Origin of the sequence: Corallococcus sp. bb12-1, from assembly GCF_026626765.1 — a bacterium.
In the GTDB taxonomy this organism is placed as follows: Bacteria; Myxococcota; Myxococcia; order Myxococcales; family Myxococcaceae; genus Corallococcus; species Corallococcus terminator.
This window is the reverse complement of the sequence record NZ_JAPNJZ010000007.1, coordinates 719,755-734,149: the sequence shown is the minus strand read 5'-3', so window position 1 is coordinate 734,149 and position 14,395 is coordinate 719,755. Positions and strand designations below refer to the sequence as shown.

Here is a 14,395-nt window from a genome sequence, read left to right as displayed (position 1 = left end):
GTAATTTCGCCCACCGGCCACCGCAGGCTGGCGGTGGATCCGGTGGGCGAAGGTCTGCCCGGAGGGCAGGCAAGCACTCAGGAGTCGTACTTGCCCTGCGTGTGCTGCGTGGGCGGCACGACCGGTTCCGCTTCGTTGGCTCCCACCGGGTGCGCCGAAATCACGGTGCGCGCCTCCGGATGCAACAGGCCCCGCTGCGCCAGCACCTTGGGCCCCAGGATGGTCGTCATCGCTTCCTCCTCGATGACCTCCGTCGCCAGGAGCCGTGCGGCCAGGGCCTCCACCTTCTCGCGGTTCACGCTGAGGACCTCACGGGCGCGGTCGAGCGCCTCGGAGACCATCTTGCGGACCTCGTCGTCGATCATCCGGGCCGTCTGTTCGGAGTAGCTGCGCGACTCCGGCAGGCCCGCGCTCCTCAAGAAGCCCGGACCCTGGTCTCCGCTCAGCGCCACCGGACCCAGGCTGCTCATGCCGTAGTCGCGGACCATCATCTTGGCGATCTCCGTCGCCTGCTTGATGTCGTTGGAGGCGCCCGTGGACACCTCGCCGATGAAGAGCTCCTCCGCGGCACGTCCGCCCATCATCCCCGCCATCTTGTCGCGCAGCTCGTCCACGGACATGAGGTAGCGGTCTTCCAGGGGCAGCGACATCGTGTAGCCCAGCGCCGCCAGGCCTCGCGGGATGATGGACACCTTCGTCACCCGTTCGGCGTACGGCATCATCCAGCCCACCACCGCGTGGCCTGCCTCGTGGTGCGCGACGATCTCCTTCTCGCGCTCGTTCATGCGGCGGTTCTTCTTCTCCAGGCCCGCCACCACGCGCTCGATGGCCTCCTCGAAGTCCGCCCGCATCACCGCGTCGCGGTTCTTGCGCGCGGCCAGCAGCGCCGCTTCGTTCACCACGTTGGCCAGATCCGCGCCGGCGAAGCCCGGCGTGCGGGAGGCGATCTGCCTCAGGTCCACGTCGGTGCCCAGCTTGACGCCCTTGGCGTGGATCTCCAGCACCTGCTCACGGCCGCGCTTGTCCGGACGGTCCACCAGCACCTGCCGGTCGAAGCGGCCCGGGCGCATCAGCGCGCTGTCCAGGATCTCCGGGCGGTTGGTCGCCGCCAGGATGATGAGGCCCGCGCGGCTGTCGAAGCCGTCCATCTCCGCGAGCAACTGGTTCAGCGTCTGCTCACGCTCGTCGTGGCCGCCGGCCACCCCTGAGTTGCGGCTCTTGCCGATGGCGTCCAGCTCATCGATGAAGATGATGCACGGCGCCTTGGCGGTGGCCTGGGCGAAGAGGTCACGGACACGCGCCGCGCCCACGCCGACGAACATCTCCACGAACTCCGAACCGGAGAGGTTGAAGAACGGGACGCCCGCCTCACCGGCGACGGCCCGCGCCAGCAGCGTCTTGCCCGTGCCCGGAGGGCCGACGAGCAACACACCCTTGGGGATGCGGCCACCCAGACGGCGGAACTTCTCCGGCGTCTTGAGGAACTCGACGATTTCGCGCAGCTCGTCCACGGCCTCGTCGACGCCGGCCACGTCCTTGAAGCCCACGCCGGTGTCATTCTCCGCCTGGACCTTCGCGCGCGTCTTGCCAAAGCTCATGACGCTCTGCGGGCCCTGGCCCATGCCGCCGGACATCCGGCGCATCATGAAGCTCCAGAAGAGGATCAGCAGGCCCATGGGAATGAGCCAGATCCACAACACCTCGCTGAAGCTCGACTGCGGCACCGCCTCGAACTGGACGCCCTTCTGCTCCAGCAGCGGAACCAGCCCTTCGTCCCCGGGGACGCGGTAGGCCATCCACGGCAGGGCGCTGGGCTCGCTGCGCAGCGTGCCCTTCTCACCCGGAGGTGGCTGGGCGTTGTCCTTGAGGAAACCCTTCACCCATTCGTTGGAGATCTGCACCCGGCTGAACTGGCCGTTCTCCACCGCGTCGCGCAGCTGGCTGTACGACACCCGGCGAACACCCGCGTCCTGAAACACGTTCCGGAACAGCAGGAACCCCAGGACGAGCAGGAGGATGTAGCCCAGTGGTGAGCCGAACTTGAACCCACCTTTCGTGGGTGCTGGCTTGTCGCTCTTCTTTCCGCGCGGGCCCATCCCCGGCGGCAGGTCCTGTGGCTTCATCGTCGGCACGCTCGCCCTCCCCCTCCCCCGTACACACAGACGACATGTCGTGTGACGGTTCCCTTAGCCGGCCAAAGATGGTCACCCCCGCCAAGCCGTCAACCGCCGGGCGTGACAGGATGATGACTGAGGCGCGCCGAAGTGTTGGATCAGCGGCAATCCACGCGGACCAGGGGCTCCCCCGTGAACTCACTGCCCAGCAGGTAGCCGCGCCCGTCCTGTAGAAAGGTAATGGCTTCGGCCTGGGCCTGGCTCGCGCCGGGCACTTCCACCACCTGGGCGCCGACCAGATCCTCCAGGCGCTTCGCCCCCGGCTTGCGGACCTCCCAGACGCGCGTGTACGTGCGCACCAGCAACCGCTCGCCGGACGGGTGCAGCGAGGCGCCGGTGGCCAGCCGGTCCACGTCCTCCGGCACGCGCAGGCTGCCCAGCTTCGTGGCCCTGCCGGAGCCGCCCTGCTTGAGTCCCTCCACGACGTACAGGTCGCCCAGGGACGCGCGCGTCTTCGTCAGCACCGCGATGCGGCCGGAGCGGGCGTCGATGATCAGCGACTCGGTGTCGTGCGGGCCGTCCACATAGGTGAAGGGCAGCGCCTCCACCGGGAGCGTGGCGTTCGCGATGGACTCCGGCTCCGTCACGCGGAACAGGCGCACTTCCTTGCGACGCTCGAAGTTGTCGCCGGTGTCCGCCAGGAAGACGCAGGTGGCCTTCTGTCCCGGCTCGCACGGCCCCACCGCCACGTCCTCGATGTCGCGGGGATCCGCGCCGGTGAGCGTCAGCGTGGCCTTCACCGTGCCCGTCTCATCCAGGGCGAACAGTTCGAAGGCGTTGTTGGAGTCGTTGTGTCCCCAGAAGATGCCGGGGTGACGCTGGCTGGCGGCCAGGCCCGACAGCTCCGGCACCTGCCGGGGCACGGTGCCCGTCTTGCGGCCATCGGAATAGAGGACGCAGCCTTCCTGGCCCGTGGCGGGCACCTGCTGCATGCCCGCATCCGGGGCGGTGGAGGCGGAAGGGACGGGACGGGAGCTGGAGCAGGCGGACGCCAGCAGGAGGCCCGCGGCGGCGAACAGACACGAAGAGGGGCGCACGGGTCAGTGGTCCAGGTCCAGCAACCGGGCCAGCGTCTTCGCGTCCGCGTCGGGGAAGCGGTACTGCCCCATCTCCTCCAGCGCCACCCAGCGATGGTCATGCACACGCAGGTGGTGGATCTCCGCCCCGCTGTCGCTCAACTGGCAGCGGAACACGCGGAAGTCGATGTCGTAGGTGGGGTACTCGTGGTGGGTGTGCATCACCTGCTCCAGCACCACGATGCGGACGCCCATCTCTTCCTGGAGTTCGCGGGCGAGCGCCGCCGCGTCGTCCTCCCCCTCCTCCACCCGGCCGCCCGGAAACTCCCAGAGCAGGGGCAGCGACGCCTTGGGGGGCCGCTGGGTGATGAGGTAGCGACCCATCTCGTTCTGGAGCATCGCGCCGACGACTCGCACGTGACGACGGGTCATTCACTTCTCCTCAGTTGGTGTCCCAGGGACCCGGGGCAGGGAGCGGCGGCCTAACACAGGCCCTGACTGGCGCCAATGCCGCAGGGACCTTCCTCAAGGCAGCGTGCGCATGGCCCGGACGGGCGTCCACCCCGCCACATCCTTCCCGGAACGACCCGGCGCCCCGGGCCCTGCTCCTCGGGTCCATCTCCGGAGCCCCTCGGCGCAAGGCCGGGGGGAGGCGGCGGGCCGGGGGCGCTCCACCGGGCCCATGGGGGTGGCGTGTTGTTGGGGACTTCACGCCGGGGAGGACAGGTCCCCGGGCGGGCCACCGTCCGGAAGGGGTGCGTGTGGGATTCAAGTGACGGCAGGGCCGGATGGCGCCATGCTCGGGGAATGACACAGAGTCGGAGAGAGCGGGCCGAAGCGCTTGGCGCGGCGCTGAAGACGGCGCGGCAGCAGGCGGGGCTCTCCATGGAGGAAGTCGCCGAACATCTGGAGCTGGGGGTGGAAGTCCTGGCCCGTGTCGAGCGCGGCGTGATGGTGCCCACCATCCCGACGTTGAGCCGTTTGTGCGCCATGATGAAGCTGGATCCGGACAGCCTGCCCGACCTGCCGGAGCTGAGCGACTGACGGTGGGCCGCTCGCCCCCCGGCCCGACGGCAGGTCGCTCGGGCTTCAGTCCAGCCGCCCGAGCAGGTGCGGCTTCCCCTCTTCCGACAGCACGCGAAACGCCACGCCCCCGGACTCGCGGGCCGTCTGGAACGTCACGCGGGCCGGCAGGAGCAGGGGCTTCTTGAAGTCGCAGTCCAGGCGGAGCGCGTCCAGGTGGGCCGCCTCGCCCAGCTCCGCCACGCAGCGCGCGAGCGTCCACATGCCGTGCGCGATGGCGCGTGAGAAGCCGAAGGGCCGCGCCGTGAGGGGCGTGAGGTGGATGGGGTTGAAGTCGCCCGAAGCTCGCGCGTAGCGGCGGCCGGTGTCGGCGGGAACGGTCCACGGGGAAGGACGGCTCGCGGCGAAGCGCGCGTCATCCGGCGGCCGGTCCTTGCGCCCCGCGTCCTTGTCCTTCCGGTCCCCGTTGCGACGCAGCATGGTGGTGACGGCCTGCCAGAGCAGCTCGCCGCTCTCCTGGGCTTCGACGCGCGTGTGCAGGTCGAACTCCTGGCCCGCGGGCACGTCCCGCTGGCCGTCGAAGTGGCAGGACACGGTGAGCGGGGCCGCGTCCGCGATGCGGCGGTGCTGCTGGATGTGGTTGCGCACGTGCACGGTGCCCAGCACCGGGTACGGGAAGTCGGGCAGGCCCAGGAGGCCCAGGTGCAGTGGCGTCGCGAGCACCTGCGGATACGTCACCGGCAGGAAGCCGTCGGCATCGAAGCCGCACGCGGCCCGGTAGCGCGCCAGCAGCTCCGGAGAGGCGCGGCAGCCGTGCGCCCGCAGCGTCATCTCCGGCAGGGCCGTTCCGCGCGCCGTCCTGCGGGTGAAGGCCGCGCGCAGGAGCGCGGCGGGCATCGCGGGGAGCGTGTGCAGATCGAAGATGGTGGCGGACATGGGCGGGATTCTCCGCCAGCCGCCCCCATCCCGCGTGGGTTTTGTGAAGGCACCCCAGCTTCAGGCGACTTCAGGTCGGCTTCAGGCCGACTTCAGCTCTTGAGGCCATGCCGACGCAGGAGCCGATACAGGTACACGCGGTCCATGTCCGCGGCGGCGGCGGCCTGGGACACCTTGCCTCCGTGCAGCTTGAGGAGCGCTTCCACATAGTCGTGCTCGAAGGACTCCAGCGCCCGGCGCCGGGACTCCGCATACGTCACCGACGCATCCACCGCTCGGGAGGTCGCGGGCTGAAGGCCGGCCCCGGACACCCCGGGCGGCAGCGCGCTCTGGAAGACAAGGCAGCGCTCCAGGTGGTTGCGCAATTCGCGCACGTTACCCGGCCACGCGGACTTCTGGAGCTGCGCGAGGAAGCCCGGCGCGGTCAGTGACTCCACCTGCGCGGGCGTGGCGCCCAGCCCCGCGAGGATGCGCTCGACGATGAGCGGGATGTCCTCGGGCCGCTCGCGCAGGGAGGGAATCGGGATGCCCACCACCGCGAGCCGGAAGTACAGGTCCGCCCGGAAGCGGCCCGCCTGCACCTCCGCGCGCAGGTCGCGGTGCGTGGCCGCGATGACTCGCACGTTGACCGTTTGATGCGTGTTGGAGCCCAGGCGGCGGATCTCCCGGTTCTCCAGCACGCGCAAGAGCTTGGGCTGCAGCTCCGCGGGCAGTTCGCCAATCTCATCCAGGAAGATGGTGCCGCCGTCGGCCTCCTCGAAGGCCCCCACGCGGCGCTGGATGGCCCCGGTGAAGGCGCCCTTCTCGTGGCCGAACAGCTCGCTCTCCAGGAGGTTCGCCGGGAGCGCACCGCAGTCCACCACCAGGAAGGGAGCCACCGCACGGGGCCCCGCGCGGTGGATGGCGAGCGCGGCGCGGCTCTTCCCCGTGCCCGTCTCCCCTTCCAGCAACACCGTGGCGCTGCACGAGGCCGCGCGCGCCATCCGTTCAAAGCTGTCCCGGGCCGCGGCGGACCGGGCCACCAGCTCCCCGAAGGCCGCCCGCTCCGGAAGCGGTTGCGGATGCGCCAGCGCGACGTCCGCATCCCGCGCCTCGCACCGGGCGGAGAGGGACATCCCGCTGGCGCCGCTGCCTGCCCGTGTCCGCGCCTGCCGCCACCGGACCCCGTCCACGAAGGTTCCCGGACGCGCACCCGGAGCTCGCATGCGCGCCCCCTTGTGCTCCTTCTTCCTCCCGCAGTGGAAACGCGACACGGCGGCCCCCTGGTTCGACATCTTCATTGAGGACACACTCCTCCCCCGGCTCGGCTTCGTTCGACGAACTCCGACCCAACCCAACAGAGGCGCACGGGCCCTTCAGGCGCCCGGGCCCCCATCAGCGCCTGGACCCCATCCCGTGGCTCCAGCCACGAGTCCCCGGGTCCATCGATGCCGTGCTCTTCACCGTGAAGACCTTCACGCCCCTGGAGACACGGCGACGACACGCGCGTGGAGGCATGAACCCCATTCGGACGGACCCAACAGGTCCTCCCCTGCCCGAACAGAGTTTCAGCACCCCTCGTCAGCCATTACGCCGGGCCTTCTGGATATTCTCGGACAATTCCCCGGGCATTTCCGCCCCTCGGTGACGGGGGCTTTCAGCGCACGAGCAGGTCCACCACGAAGTCCGCGCCGGCGTCACCCTCACGCACCGCGTCCACCACTTCGGGCCGCTCGTCGCCCACCCACAGACCCAGCACGTCGTACACCAGCCACTGCGCCAGGGGCCGGGACACCGCCTGCGCGGCTTCACGGGGTACGCCGGCCAGGGCCCCCTGCGTCTCCATCAACGCCCGAGCCAGCCGCGCCGGCACCACCCAGCACTCGGCGCGCACGAAGGCGGGCACCAGGAAGAGGCAGAAGGCGGCCTCCGTGCGCGCGAGCAGGGCATCCAGTCGCTCGCGGCCCAGCCGGAACGTGGGCAGCCACTGGCCCTCGCCCCGCTGCTCCAGCTTCGCCACCGGCATCCGGACGACCCGGCGCGTGCGCACGAAGCCCTCGCGCTCCACCGAGACAACGAAGGCCACCTCCACGCCCCCGTCCCGCACGGGGAGCGGCGCGCGTTGGACGGTCATCGACAGGGACAGCGGGGAGGCGCGCCCCTGGGCCAGCAGCGAACCCAGGTCCGCCTGGATGCGCTCCAGCTCCGCGCGCAGGCCCTCCAGCAGTCCGGCGACCAGGTCCGCGGTCTCCTCGCGGAAGCGCTCCGGATGGCGCACGGCGATATCCGCCTCCACGCGCCCCACCGCGCCCACCAGCAGGTCCTCCAGGTCGCGGTCGCGCAGCCACGTGCGCCCGCCCACCGGCACTGAACGCGTCGCATGCAGGTGGCGCAGCGAGGCCGTCAGCGTCGCGGGCTCCGAGGCCTCCACCGGCGCCGGAGAGCGGCCCTGCCCCGCCCCGGCCTGGAGCCAGGACTGGAGCGAGCGCGCGCGGAAGCGGGCCTTGGGCGACGGGTGCTCCAGCATCTTGCGCACCAGCCGCCGGTCCGTGGCGGTGCGCACCAGCGCGATCACCGCAAGCTCCGCTTCGGAGGACGCCTCATCGGGCGCGCACCACAGGAGGAACTCGATGGCCGCCTTGCGCAGCACGGGCTTCTTGCCCATGCGCTGCGCCACCTCCGCGCGCCACGCCACCAGCCCGTCCAGGCCGGGCCGCGAGGGCGAGCGGAAGCGCGGCCACACCTCCGCGCACTCCTCCGCCAGCCACACCAGGTGCGCGAAGCCGGGCAATGACTCCAGCCGCGCGCGGGCCCGGGTGCGCCGCTCGAAGGCCTCCGGCACGCCCCTCCGCACGGCCGCGCGGAACAGCCGCTCCTCCAGCCACAGGAGCGCGAGCGCCAGCGCGGGCTCGTTCTTGCGCATCGTGCCGTGGCAGTGGTCCAGGACGAACCGCGCATGGCCCAGGTCCGCCGCCGCATCAAAGTCGCTCTGCACCAGCGCGCCCAGCGCCCCGCGCAGCCCGTCCACCGGGGGCGAGTCGAAGAGCGTGAGCAGGTCGCACAGGTTCTCCACCACCGCGGGCGGCCCACCCACCTCCACCGTGCGCGCAAGCAACAGGCCCGCGCGCGAACACCAGTCCGGCTCCTTGCGCCCGTTGGGGTAGCACGCGAGGAAGCCGCGCATGCCCATGCGACCCTCCGGGGACGTGGCCAGCGCGAACAGCCGCTCGCCCAGCACCTCGCGCGCCTCACGCCAGGGGACGCGCGCGGCGCGCGTGCGGATGAACTCGGCGAGCCGGTCGCGACCCTCCTCGCGCGTGTCGGGCAGCAGCGCGCGCAGTTGCTCCAGCAGCCCCACCGACTTCGGGCCCGCGCCCAGCACCAATTTCAGATCGACGTCCACCGCGTCCTGGAAGCGCAGCGCGCGGCCATCGAACGTGCACGGCACGCCCCGCACCAGCGCCTGCAACGCGTCCGGATGGCGCTTCAGGTAGCGCGTGAGCACGGTGGACAGCGACGCGTCCGTCTCACGTTGGATCCGCTCCGAGCCCTCCGCGTCCCCCGCTTCGCGCAGCGTGGCCACGGCTTCGCGCTGCCGGGCGAGGAGTTGTCCCAACAGGCCCGGGGGCGGCTCCGCGTAGGGCCAGAGCAGTTCGCTGCACGTGGACAACAGGAAGAGCACTTCGCCCGGACTGCGCTCGCCCGGGGACAGCCTTTCCCAGGCAGCGGCCTGCGCCCGCGTGCGCTCCTCCAACGAAGCACCGCGCACCCAGCGCGCGAAGTCCTCACGCCAGCCGGCGCTCAGGGCCACTGCCTCCTGGGGCAGCGCCGCCGCCACCTGCGCATGCAGCGGCTGGAGCGACTCCGGCCACCCGACCTCGGCCGACAGCGGCGTGGGAAGCGAGAGGCTCACCCGGGCCTCGCGACATCCGGAGTGCCGGACGGCAACAGGGGCACGGCGCCGGGACTCGGGGCCACGGTGATGACGATGGACTTCGACGTGGGCGTGCGGCTCTTCTCCGCGTGGCTGTCCACTGGCACGAGCACGTTCGCCTCGGGGAAGTACGTGGCCGCGCACGAGCGGGGGATGTTGTACGGCACCACCAGGAACTCCCGGGCCACGCGCGTCTCCCCCTGGAAGTGGCTGGTGAGGTCCACCTTCTGCCCCGCCGTCAGCCCGCGCGCCTTCACGTCCTCCGGGTGCAGGAACACCACGCGCCGGCCCTGCTTGATTCCCCGGTAGCGGTCGTCCAGGCCATACACGGTGGTGTTGTATTGATCATGCGAGCGCAGCGTCATCATCAGCAACTGCCCGGGCCCAAGCCTCAGGCGCGGCATGACATGCACCGTGAAGTGCGCCTTCCCATCCGGCGTGGGGAAGCGTCCCTCTCGCGGGCCGTTGGGCAGCGCGAATCCACCGGTCTCGCGCACGCGGCGGTTGAAGTCCTCGAAGCCCGGGATGCAGCGGGAGATGAGCTCGCGCACCCGGTCATAGTCCTCCACCAGGGACAGCCACGGCACCTTCGTGCGGGTCCCCAGCACCGCGTGCGCCAGGCGCGCGACGATGACGGGTTCGCTGAGCAGGTGCTCGGACGCGGGCGTCACCGCGCCGCGCGACGCGTGCACCATCCCCATCGAGTCCTCCACGGTGACGAACTGCCGCCCCGTGGCCTGCACGTCGTGTTCGGTGCGCCCCAGGCACGGGAGGATCAACGCGCGCTGGCCGTGCACCAGGTGCGCGCGGTTGAGCTTGGTGGACACGTGCACCGTGAGGCGAGCGCGCCGCAGGCCCTCCGCGGTGAACTCCGTGTCTGGCGTGGCCGACAGGAAGTTGCCGCCCAGCGCGAAGAACACCTTCACCCGGCCGTCGTGCAGGCCCTTCAGCGTGGCCACCGTGTCCAGGCCGGTGTGGCGCGGCGGAGCGAAGCCGAACTCGCGCTCCAGAGCATCGAGCAGCGCGGGCTGGGGATGCTCCCAGATGCCCATGGTGCGGTCGCCCTGAACGTTGCTGTGCCCGCGCACCGGACACACGCCCGCGCCCGGCTTGCCGATGCTCCCGCGAAGGAGCGTCAGGTTGACCACCTCCTGCACATTGCCCACGGCGTTTCGGTGCTGCGTGAGGCCCATGGCCCAGCAGAAGATGGTGCGCTCGGAGCGCGCCAGGATGTCCGCCGCGGACTCGATCTGTTCGCGGGGCACGCCGCTCTCTTCCACGACGTCGTCCCACGACACCTTGCCCAGGTGCGCGGCATACACGTCAAAGCCCGCCGTCCTGTCTTCGACGAACGCCCGGTCCACCACGGTGCCCGGCGCCTTCGCCTCGCGCTCCAAGAGCGCCTTGCCCAACCCCTGGAGGAGCGCGACGTCGCCGTTGATGCGCACCTGGAGGAAGAGCTTGTTGAGCGCGGTGCCAGGACCGAACAGGTGCAGCACCTCCTGCGGGTGCTTGAAGCGGTTGAGCCCGGTCTCCGGCAGCGGGTTGACGCTGACGATTTCACAGCCCCGGCGCGCGGCGGCCTGGAGCGCCGACAGCATGCGCGGGTGGTTCGTCCCCGGGTTCTGGCCGATGACGAAGATGGCCTGCGCGTGGTCGAAGTCCTCCAGCGTGACGGAGCCCTTGCCAATGCCAATCGTCTCGGAGAGGCCCGTGCCGCTCGACTCGTGGCACATGTTCGAGCAGTCCGGCAGGTTGTTGGTGCCGAACTGCCGCACGAACAACTGGTACAGGAACGCGGCCTCGTTGCTCGTCCGGCCTGACGTGTAGAAACACGCCTCATCCGGTGAGCCCAGCGCGTTCAACTCCTCTGCAACCAGCGCGAACGCGTCGTCCCAGGACAGGGGTTCGTAGTGCGTGGCGCCTTCGCGCAGCACCATCGGGTGCGTGAGCCGGCCCGCCTTGCCCAGCCACAGGTCAGACTGCTCGGCGAGCCGCGCCACGCTCCACTCGCGGAAGAACTCCGGCGTCACCCGCTCGCGCGTCCCCTCCTCCGCCACCGCCTTCGCGCCGTTCTCGCAGTACTCGTTCACCGACCGGTGCGTCGGGTCCGGCCACGCGCACCCTGGGCAGTCGAAGCCATCCGACTGGTTGATCTTCCAGAGCAGCTTGCCGCCGCGCCACGGCCCCGCTTCGCCCAGCACGTGCTTGAACGCGTGCAGCACCGCGGGCAGACCACCCGCCACCGTCTTCACCGCGCCCACGTCCGGAGGCCGGACCTCCAGCGGAGTCTGGGCCGCCGGCACCGCCAGGGCCGCCGCCTTTACGTCCGCGTCCTCCCCCTGTCGTGGTGCCTCGGCCATGTCCCACCTTCGTCCCGGGTATGCCCTCGCCGGGGCCGCGACTCTACCCCGCTCCTGCCTTCCCGACAGGTCGGGGGTTGATCAGGACTCTCGGGAACTAAGGACAAGCCCTAATTTTCAAGTCTTGCGGCCTTCATGCAGGATTGGGTTCACGCGGAGTGTCCCCCGACACCGCGTTTCATCCCGCTCTTGGAGGTTCCCCCCATGAAGTCCTTGCGCTCCCTCGTCGTCGCCGCGCTGTTCCTGTCCGTCCCCGCCCTGGCCGCGGACGTCCACAGCATCTGGTCCAGCAAGGGCCTGTTCGTGAAGGACAACACCGCGGGCTCGCTCCAGGTCACGAGCTCGAACGCGGTGGTGAGCTGGAATGTGGCCACCCGCGCCGCGTTCGTGAACTTCCACGGCTTCGCGGGCGGCAACGAGTACGACTTCGAGCTCGTTGGCTCTCCGGCCACCACGACCATCTATGAAATCACGGGGCTCTGGAACGTGCGCCGCAATGGCGTGCTGGTCTGCGGCGGCTGCACCGGCCACGCGTACGAGCTGACCGCGGCGGTGGGCAACTACTTCAAGGTCTACACGACCGGTGAGGTCTACGGCTTCGGCTCCTACGTGACGACGCGCAAGGACTACTGAAACACGGCTTCCACCAACTAAACTCGTCTTTCATGTATCACCGGTCTCATGCAGGATGGGTTTCACGCGGGGTGCTTCACGGCACTCCGCGTTTCCCCCCAGCAGGAGCCATTTCATGAAGGCCATCGCTTCCGCCGTCACCGCCGCCGCGTTGTTCATGTCCGTCCCCGCCCTGGCCGGCCACAGCATCCAGTCCACCCACGGCCTGTCCATTGTCGACAACGGCGCGTCGTCTCCGGCGACGGGCGTCAACATGACGATCACCTGGAACGAGAGCACGTTCGCCGCCTCCGCGAGCTTCAGCGGCATCGCGAACGGCAACTCCTACGCCTTCAACCTGGTCGGCTCGTCCGTCACGGCCGTCACGTCCTCCAACATCACCGGCCTGTGGAACATCCACCGCAACGGCGTGCTCATCTGTGGGGGCTGCACCGGCAGCGCCTACGGACTGACGGCCCCGGTGGGCTGGGGCATCAAGTTCTACACGAGCGGTGAGACCTACGGCTTCAGCGCCTACGTGGACTCGCGCCAGGACTACTGACGCACGGCGTCCAGGCGGTCCGGGTTCGCGAGGGCACACGGCCTGCACGGCGTCCCCCCGCGACGTGGGAGGTTCGGTTAGGGTGCCCGCCCGGGCGTCCTCTTCCGCGCCACCTTTCCAGGAGCCTTCCGCATGTCCCGCATCATCCGCGCCTCTCGCGGCACCACCCTCTCCTGCAAGGGCTGGGTGCAGGAGGCCGCGCTCCGGATGCTGATGAACAACCTCGACCCGGACGTGGCCGAGCAGCCCGGAGACCTCGTCGTCTACGGCGGCACCGGCAAGGCCGCCCGCGACTGGCCGTCGTTCGACCGCATCGTCGCGAGCCTCCAGAGCCTCACCGACGACGAGACGCTGCTCGTGCAGTCCGGCAAGCCCGTGGGCATCCTGCGCACGCACCCGGACGCGCCGCGCGTGCTCATCGCCAACTCCAACCTCGTGGGCCACTGGGCCAACTGGGAGCACTTCCACGAGCTGGAGAAGAAGGGCCTGATGATGTACGGCCAGATGACGGCCGGCTCGTGGATCTACATCGGCACGCAGGGCATCCTGCAGGGCACCTACGAGACCTTCGCCGCCGCGGGCCGCTTCCACTTCGGCAGCGAGGACCTGGCCGGCCGCCTCATCCTCTCCGGCGGCCTGGGTGGCATGGGCGGCGCGCAGCCGCTGGCCGCGACCATGAACAACGCCGTGTTCCTGGGCGTCGAAATCGATCCGCACCGCGCCCAGCGCCGCGTGGAGACGCGCTACCTGGACGTGGTGGCCAAGGACATCGACGAAGCGCTGGCCCTGGCGAAGGATGCGCAGGCCAAGCGCGTGGGCCGCTCCATCGCCATCATCGGCAACGCGGCGTCGGTGTTCCGCGAACTGTACAAGCGCGGCATCAAGCCGGACCTCGTGACGGACCAGACGAGCGCGCATGATCCGCTCAACGGCTACATCCCCACGGACCTGTCGCTGGAGGCCGCGGCGGAGCTGCGCAAGCGCGACCCCGAGGGCTACGTGAAGCGCGCGCGAGAGTCGATGATCATGCACGTGCAGGCGATGAACGACTTCCAGGCCGCCGGCAGCCACGTGTTCGACTACGGCAACAACCTGCGCGGCCAGGCGAAGGTGGGCGGCATGCAGAATGCCTTCGAGTTCCCCGGCTTCGTGCCCGCGTACATCCGCCCGCTGTTCTGCGAGGGCATGGGGCCGTTCCGCTGGGTGGCGCTGTCCGGAGACCCGGAGGACATCCGTCGCACGGACCGCGCGGTGCGCGAGCTGTTCCCGCACAAGGCGTCGCTCAACCGCTGGCTGGACATGGCCCAGGAGCGCGTGGCGTTCCAGGGCCTGCCCGCGCGCATCTGCTGGCTGGGCTATGGCGAGCGCGCCAAGGCGGGCCTCGCGTTCAACGAGCTGGTGCGCAAGGGCGAGGTGAAGGCGCCCATCGTGATTGGCCGCGACCACCTGGACTGCGGCAGCGTGGCGTCCCCCAACCGCGAGACGGAGGCCATGAAGGACGGCTCGGACGCGGTGGCGGACTGGCCCATCCTGAACGCGCTGGTGAACGCGGTGAACGGCGCGTCGTGGGTGTCCTTCCACCACGGCGGCGGCGTGGGCATGGGCTACTCGCTGCACGCGGGCCAGGTCATCGTCGCGGACGGAACCCCGGAGGCCGCGCGCCGCATCGAGCGCGTGCTCACCTCCGACCCGGCCATGGGCGTGCTGCGCCACGCGGACGCCGGCTACACGGAGGCCACCGACGTCGCGAAGGAGCGGGGCGTGCGCATCCCGGGCCTCACCGCCTAGAGTGCGCC

At 70.3% G+C, this 14,395-nt stretch carries 11 protein-coding genes; 4 read left to right on the top strand and 7 right to left on the bottom strand.

What is annotated here, in order from left to right; translation table 11 throughout:
* Positions 1-77: 77 nt before the first annotated feature.
* The 3 genes from ftsH to OV208_RS13505 all read right to left on the bottom strand — a co-directional run bounded on the left by ftsH (position 78) and on the right by OV208_RS13505 (position 3,622).
* The gene (ftsH, locus tag OV208_RS13515; protein WP_420715019.1) at positions 78-2,123 is read right to left on the bottom strand and encodes an ATP-dependent zinc metalloprotease FtsH; all 2,046 of its coding nucleotides are present in this window, start codon (positions 2,121-2,123) and stop codon (positions 78-80) included.
* A 149-nt stretch (positions 2,124-2,272) separates the two neighbouring features.
* Complete coding sequence (locus OV208_RS13510) at positions 2,273-3,211, bottom strand: hypothetical protein (protein ID WP_267574234.1); 939 nt, start codon at positions 3,209-3,211, stop codon at positions 2,273-2,275.
* A 3-nt stretch (positions 3,212-3,214) separates the two neighbouring features.
* On the bottom strand, positions 3,215-3,622 hold the full coding sequence (locus OV208_RS13505) for a (deoxy)nucleoside triphosphate pyrophosphohydrolase (RefSeq protein ID WP_267574233.1): 408 nt from the start codon (positions 3,620-3,622) through the stop codon (positions 3,215-3,217).
* Between the two features lie 375 nt (positions 3,623-3,997).
* On the opposite strand from OV208_RS13505, the gene OV208_RS13500 reads away from it, so the two are divergent.
* The gene (locus tag OV208_RS13500) at positions 3,998-4,234 is read left to right on the top strand and encodes a helix-turn-helix domain-containing protein (RefSeq protein WP_120533568.1); all 237 of its coding nucleotides are present in this window, start codon (positions 3,998-4,000) and stop codon (positions 4,232-4,234) included.
* Between the two features lie 45 nt (positions 4,235-4,279).
* Here the strand turns inward: OV208_RS13500 and OV208_RS13495 are convergent, their stop codons facing one another.
* The 4 genes from OV208_RS13495 to OV208_RS13480 all read right to left on the bottom strand — a co-directional run bounded on the left by OV208_RS13495 (position 4,280) and on the right by OV208_RS13480 (position 11,425).
* Complete coding sequence (locus OV208_RS13495) at positions 4,280-5,149, bottom strand: MaoC family dehydratase (protein WP_267574232.1); 870 nt, start codon at positions 5,147-5,149, stop codon at positions 4,280-4,282.
* Positions 5,150-5,241: 92 nt separating this feature from the next.
* A complete protein-coding gene (locus OV208_RS13490; protein WP_267574231.1) occupies positions 5,242-6,429 on the bottom strand; it encodes a sigma-54 interaction domain-containing protein in 1,188 nt (395 codons plus the stop codon).
* Between the two features lie 356 nt (positions 6,430-6,785).
* Positions 6,786-9,041, bottom strand: a complete 2,256-nt coding sequence (locus OV208_RS13485; RefSeq protein ID WP_267574230.1) for a hypothetical protein — start codon at positions 9,039-9,041, stop codon at positions 6,786-6,788.
* Positions 9,038-11,425, bottom strand: coding sequence for an FdhF/YdeP family oxidoreductase (locus OV208_RS13480; RefSeq protein WP_267574229.1), 2,388 nt, complete (start codon positions 11,423-11,425; stop codon positions 9,038-9,040). The genes OV208_RS13485 and OV208_RS13480 overlap by 4 nt, the downstream gene beginning before the upstream one ends.
* Positions 11,426-11,629: 204 nt before the next feature.
* On the opposite strand from OV208_RS13480, the gene OV208_RS13475 reads away from it, so the two are divergent.
* The 3 genes from OV208_RS13475 to hutU all read left to right on the top strand — a co-directional run bounded on the left by OV208_RS13475 (position 11,630) and on the right by hutU (position 14,387).
* Positions 11,630-12,058, top strand: coding sequence for a hypothetical protein (locus OV208_RS13475; protein WP_267574228.1), 429 nt, complete (start codon positions 11,630-11,632; stop codon positions 12,056-12,058).
* 115 nt (positions 12,059-12,173) lie between these two features.
* On the top strand, positions 12,174-12,599 hold the full coding sequence (locus tag OV208_RS13470; protein WP_267574227.1) for a hypothetical protein: 426 nt from the start codon (positions 12,174-12,176) through the stop codon (positions 12,597-12,599).
* A gap of 132 nt (positions 12,600-12,731) precedes the next feature.
* Complete coding sequence (gene hutU / locus OV208_RS13465) at positions 12,732-14,387, top strand: urocanate hydratase (protein ID WP_267574226.1); 1,656 nt, start codon at positions 12,732-12,734, stop codon at positions 14,385-14,387.
* Positions 14,388-14,395: the final 8 nt, after the last annotated feature.

Coding starts and splice junctions, on each gene's coding strand:
- ftsH (WP_420715019.1), bottom strand. CDS start 2,123: ATGAAGCCACAGGACCTGCCGCCGGGGATGGGCCCGCGCGGAAAGAAG.
- OV208_RS13505 (WP_267574233.1), bottom strand. CDS start 3,622: ATGACCCGTCGTCACGTGCGAGTCGTCGGCGCGATGCTCCAGAACGAG.
- OV208_RS13500 (WP_120533568.1), top strand. CDS start 3,998: ATGACACAGAGTCGGAGAGAGCGGGCCGAAGCGCTTGGCGCGGCGCTG.
- OV208_RS13495 (WP_267574232.1), bottom strand. CDS start 5,149: ATGTCCGCCACCATCTTCGATCTGCACACGCTCCCCGCGATGCCCGCC.
- OV208_RS13490 (WP_267574231.1), bottom strand. CDS start 6,429: ATGAAGATGTCGAACCAGGGGGCCGCCGTGTCGCGTTTCCACTGCGGG.
- OV208_RS13480 (WP_267574229.1), bottom strand. CDS start 11,425: ATGGCCGAGGCACCACGACAGGGGGAGGACGCGGACGTAAAGGCGGCG.
- OV208_RS13475 (WP_267574228.1), top strand. CDS start 11,630: ATGAAGTCCTTGCGCTCCCTCGTCGTCGCCGCGCTGTTCCTGTCCGTC.
- OV208_RS13470 (WP_267574227.1), top strand. CDS start 12,174: ATGAAGGCCATCGCTTCCGCCGTCACCGCCGCCGCGTTGTTCATGTCC.
- hutU (WP_267574226.1), top strand. CDS start 12,732: ATGTCCCGCATCATCCGCGCCTCTCGCGGCACCACCCTCTCCTGCAAG.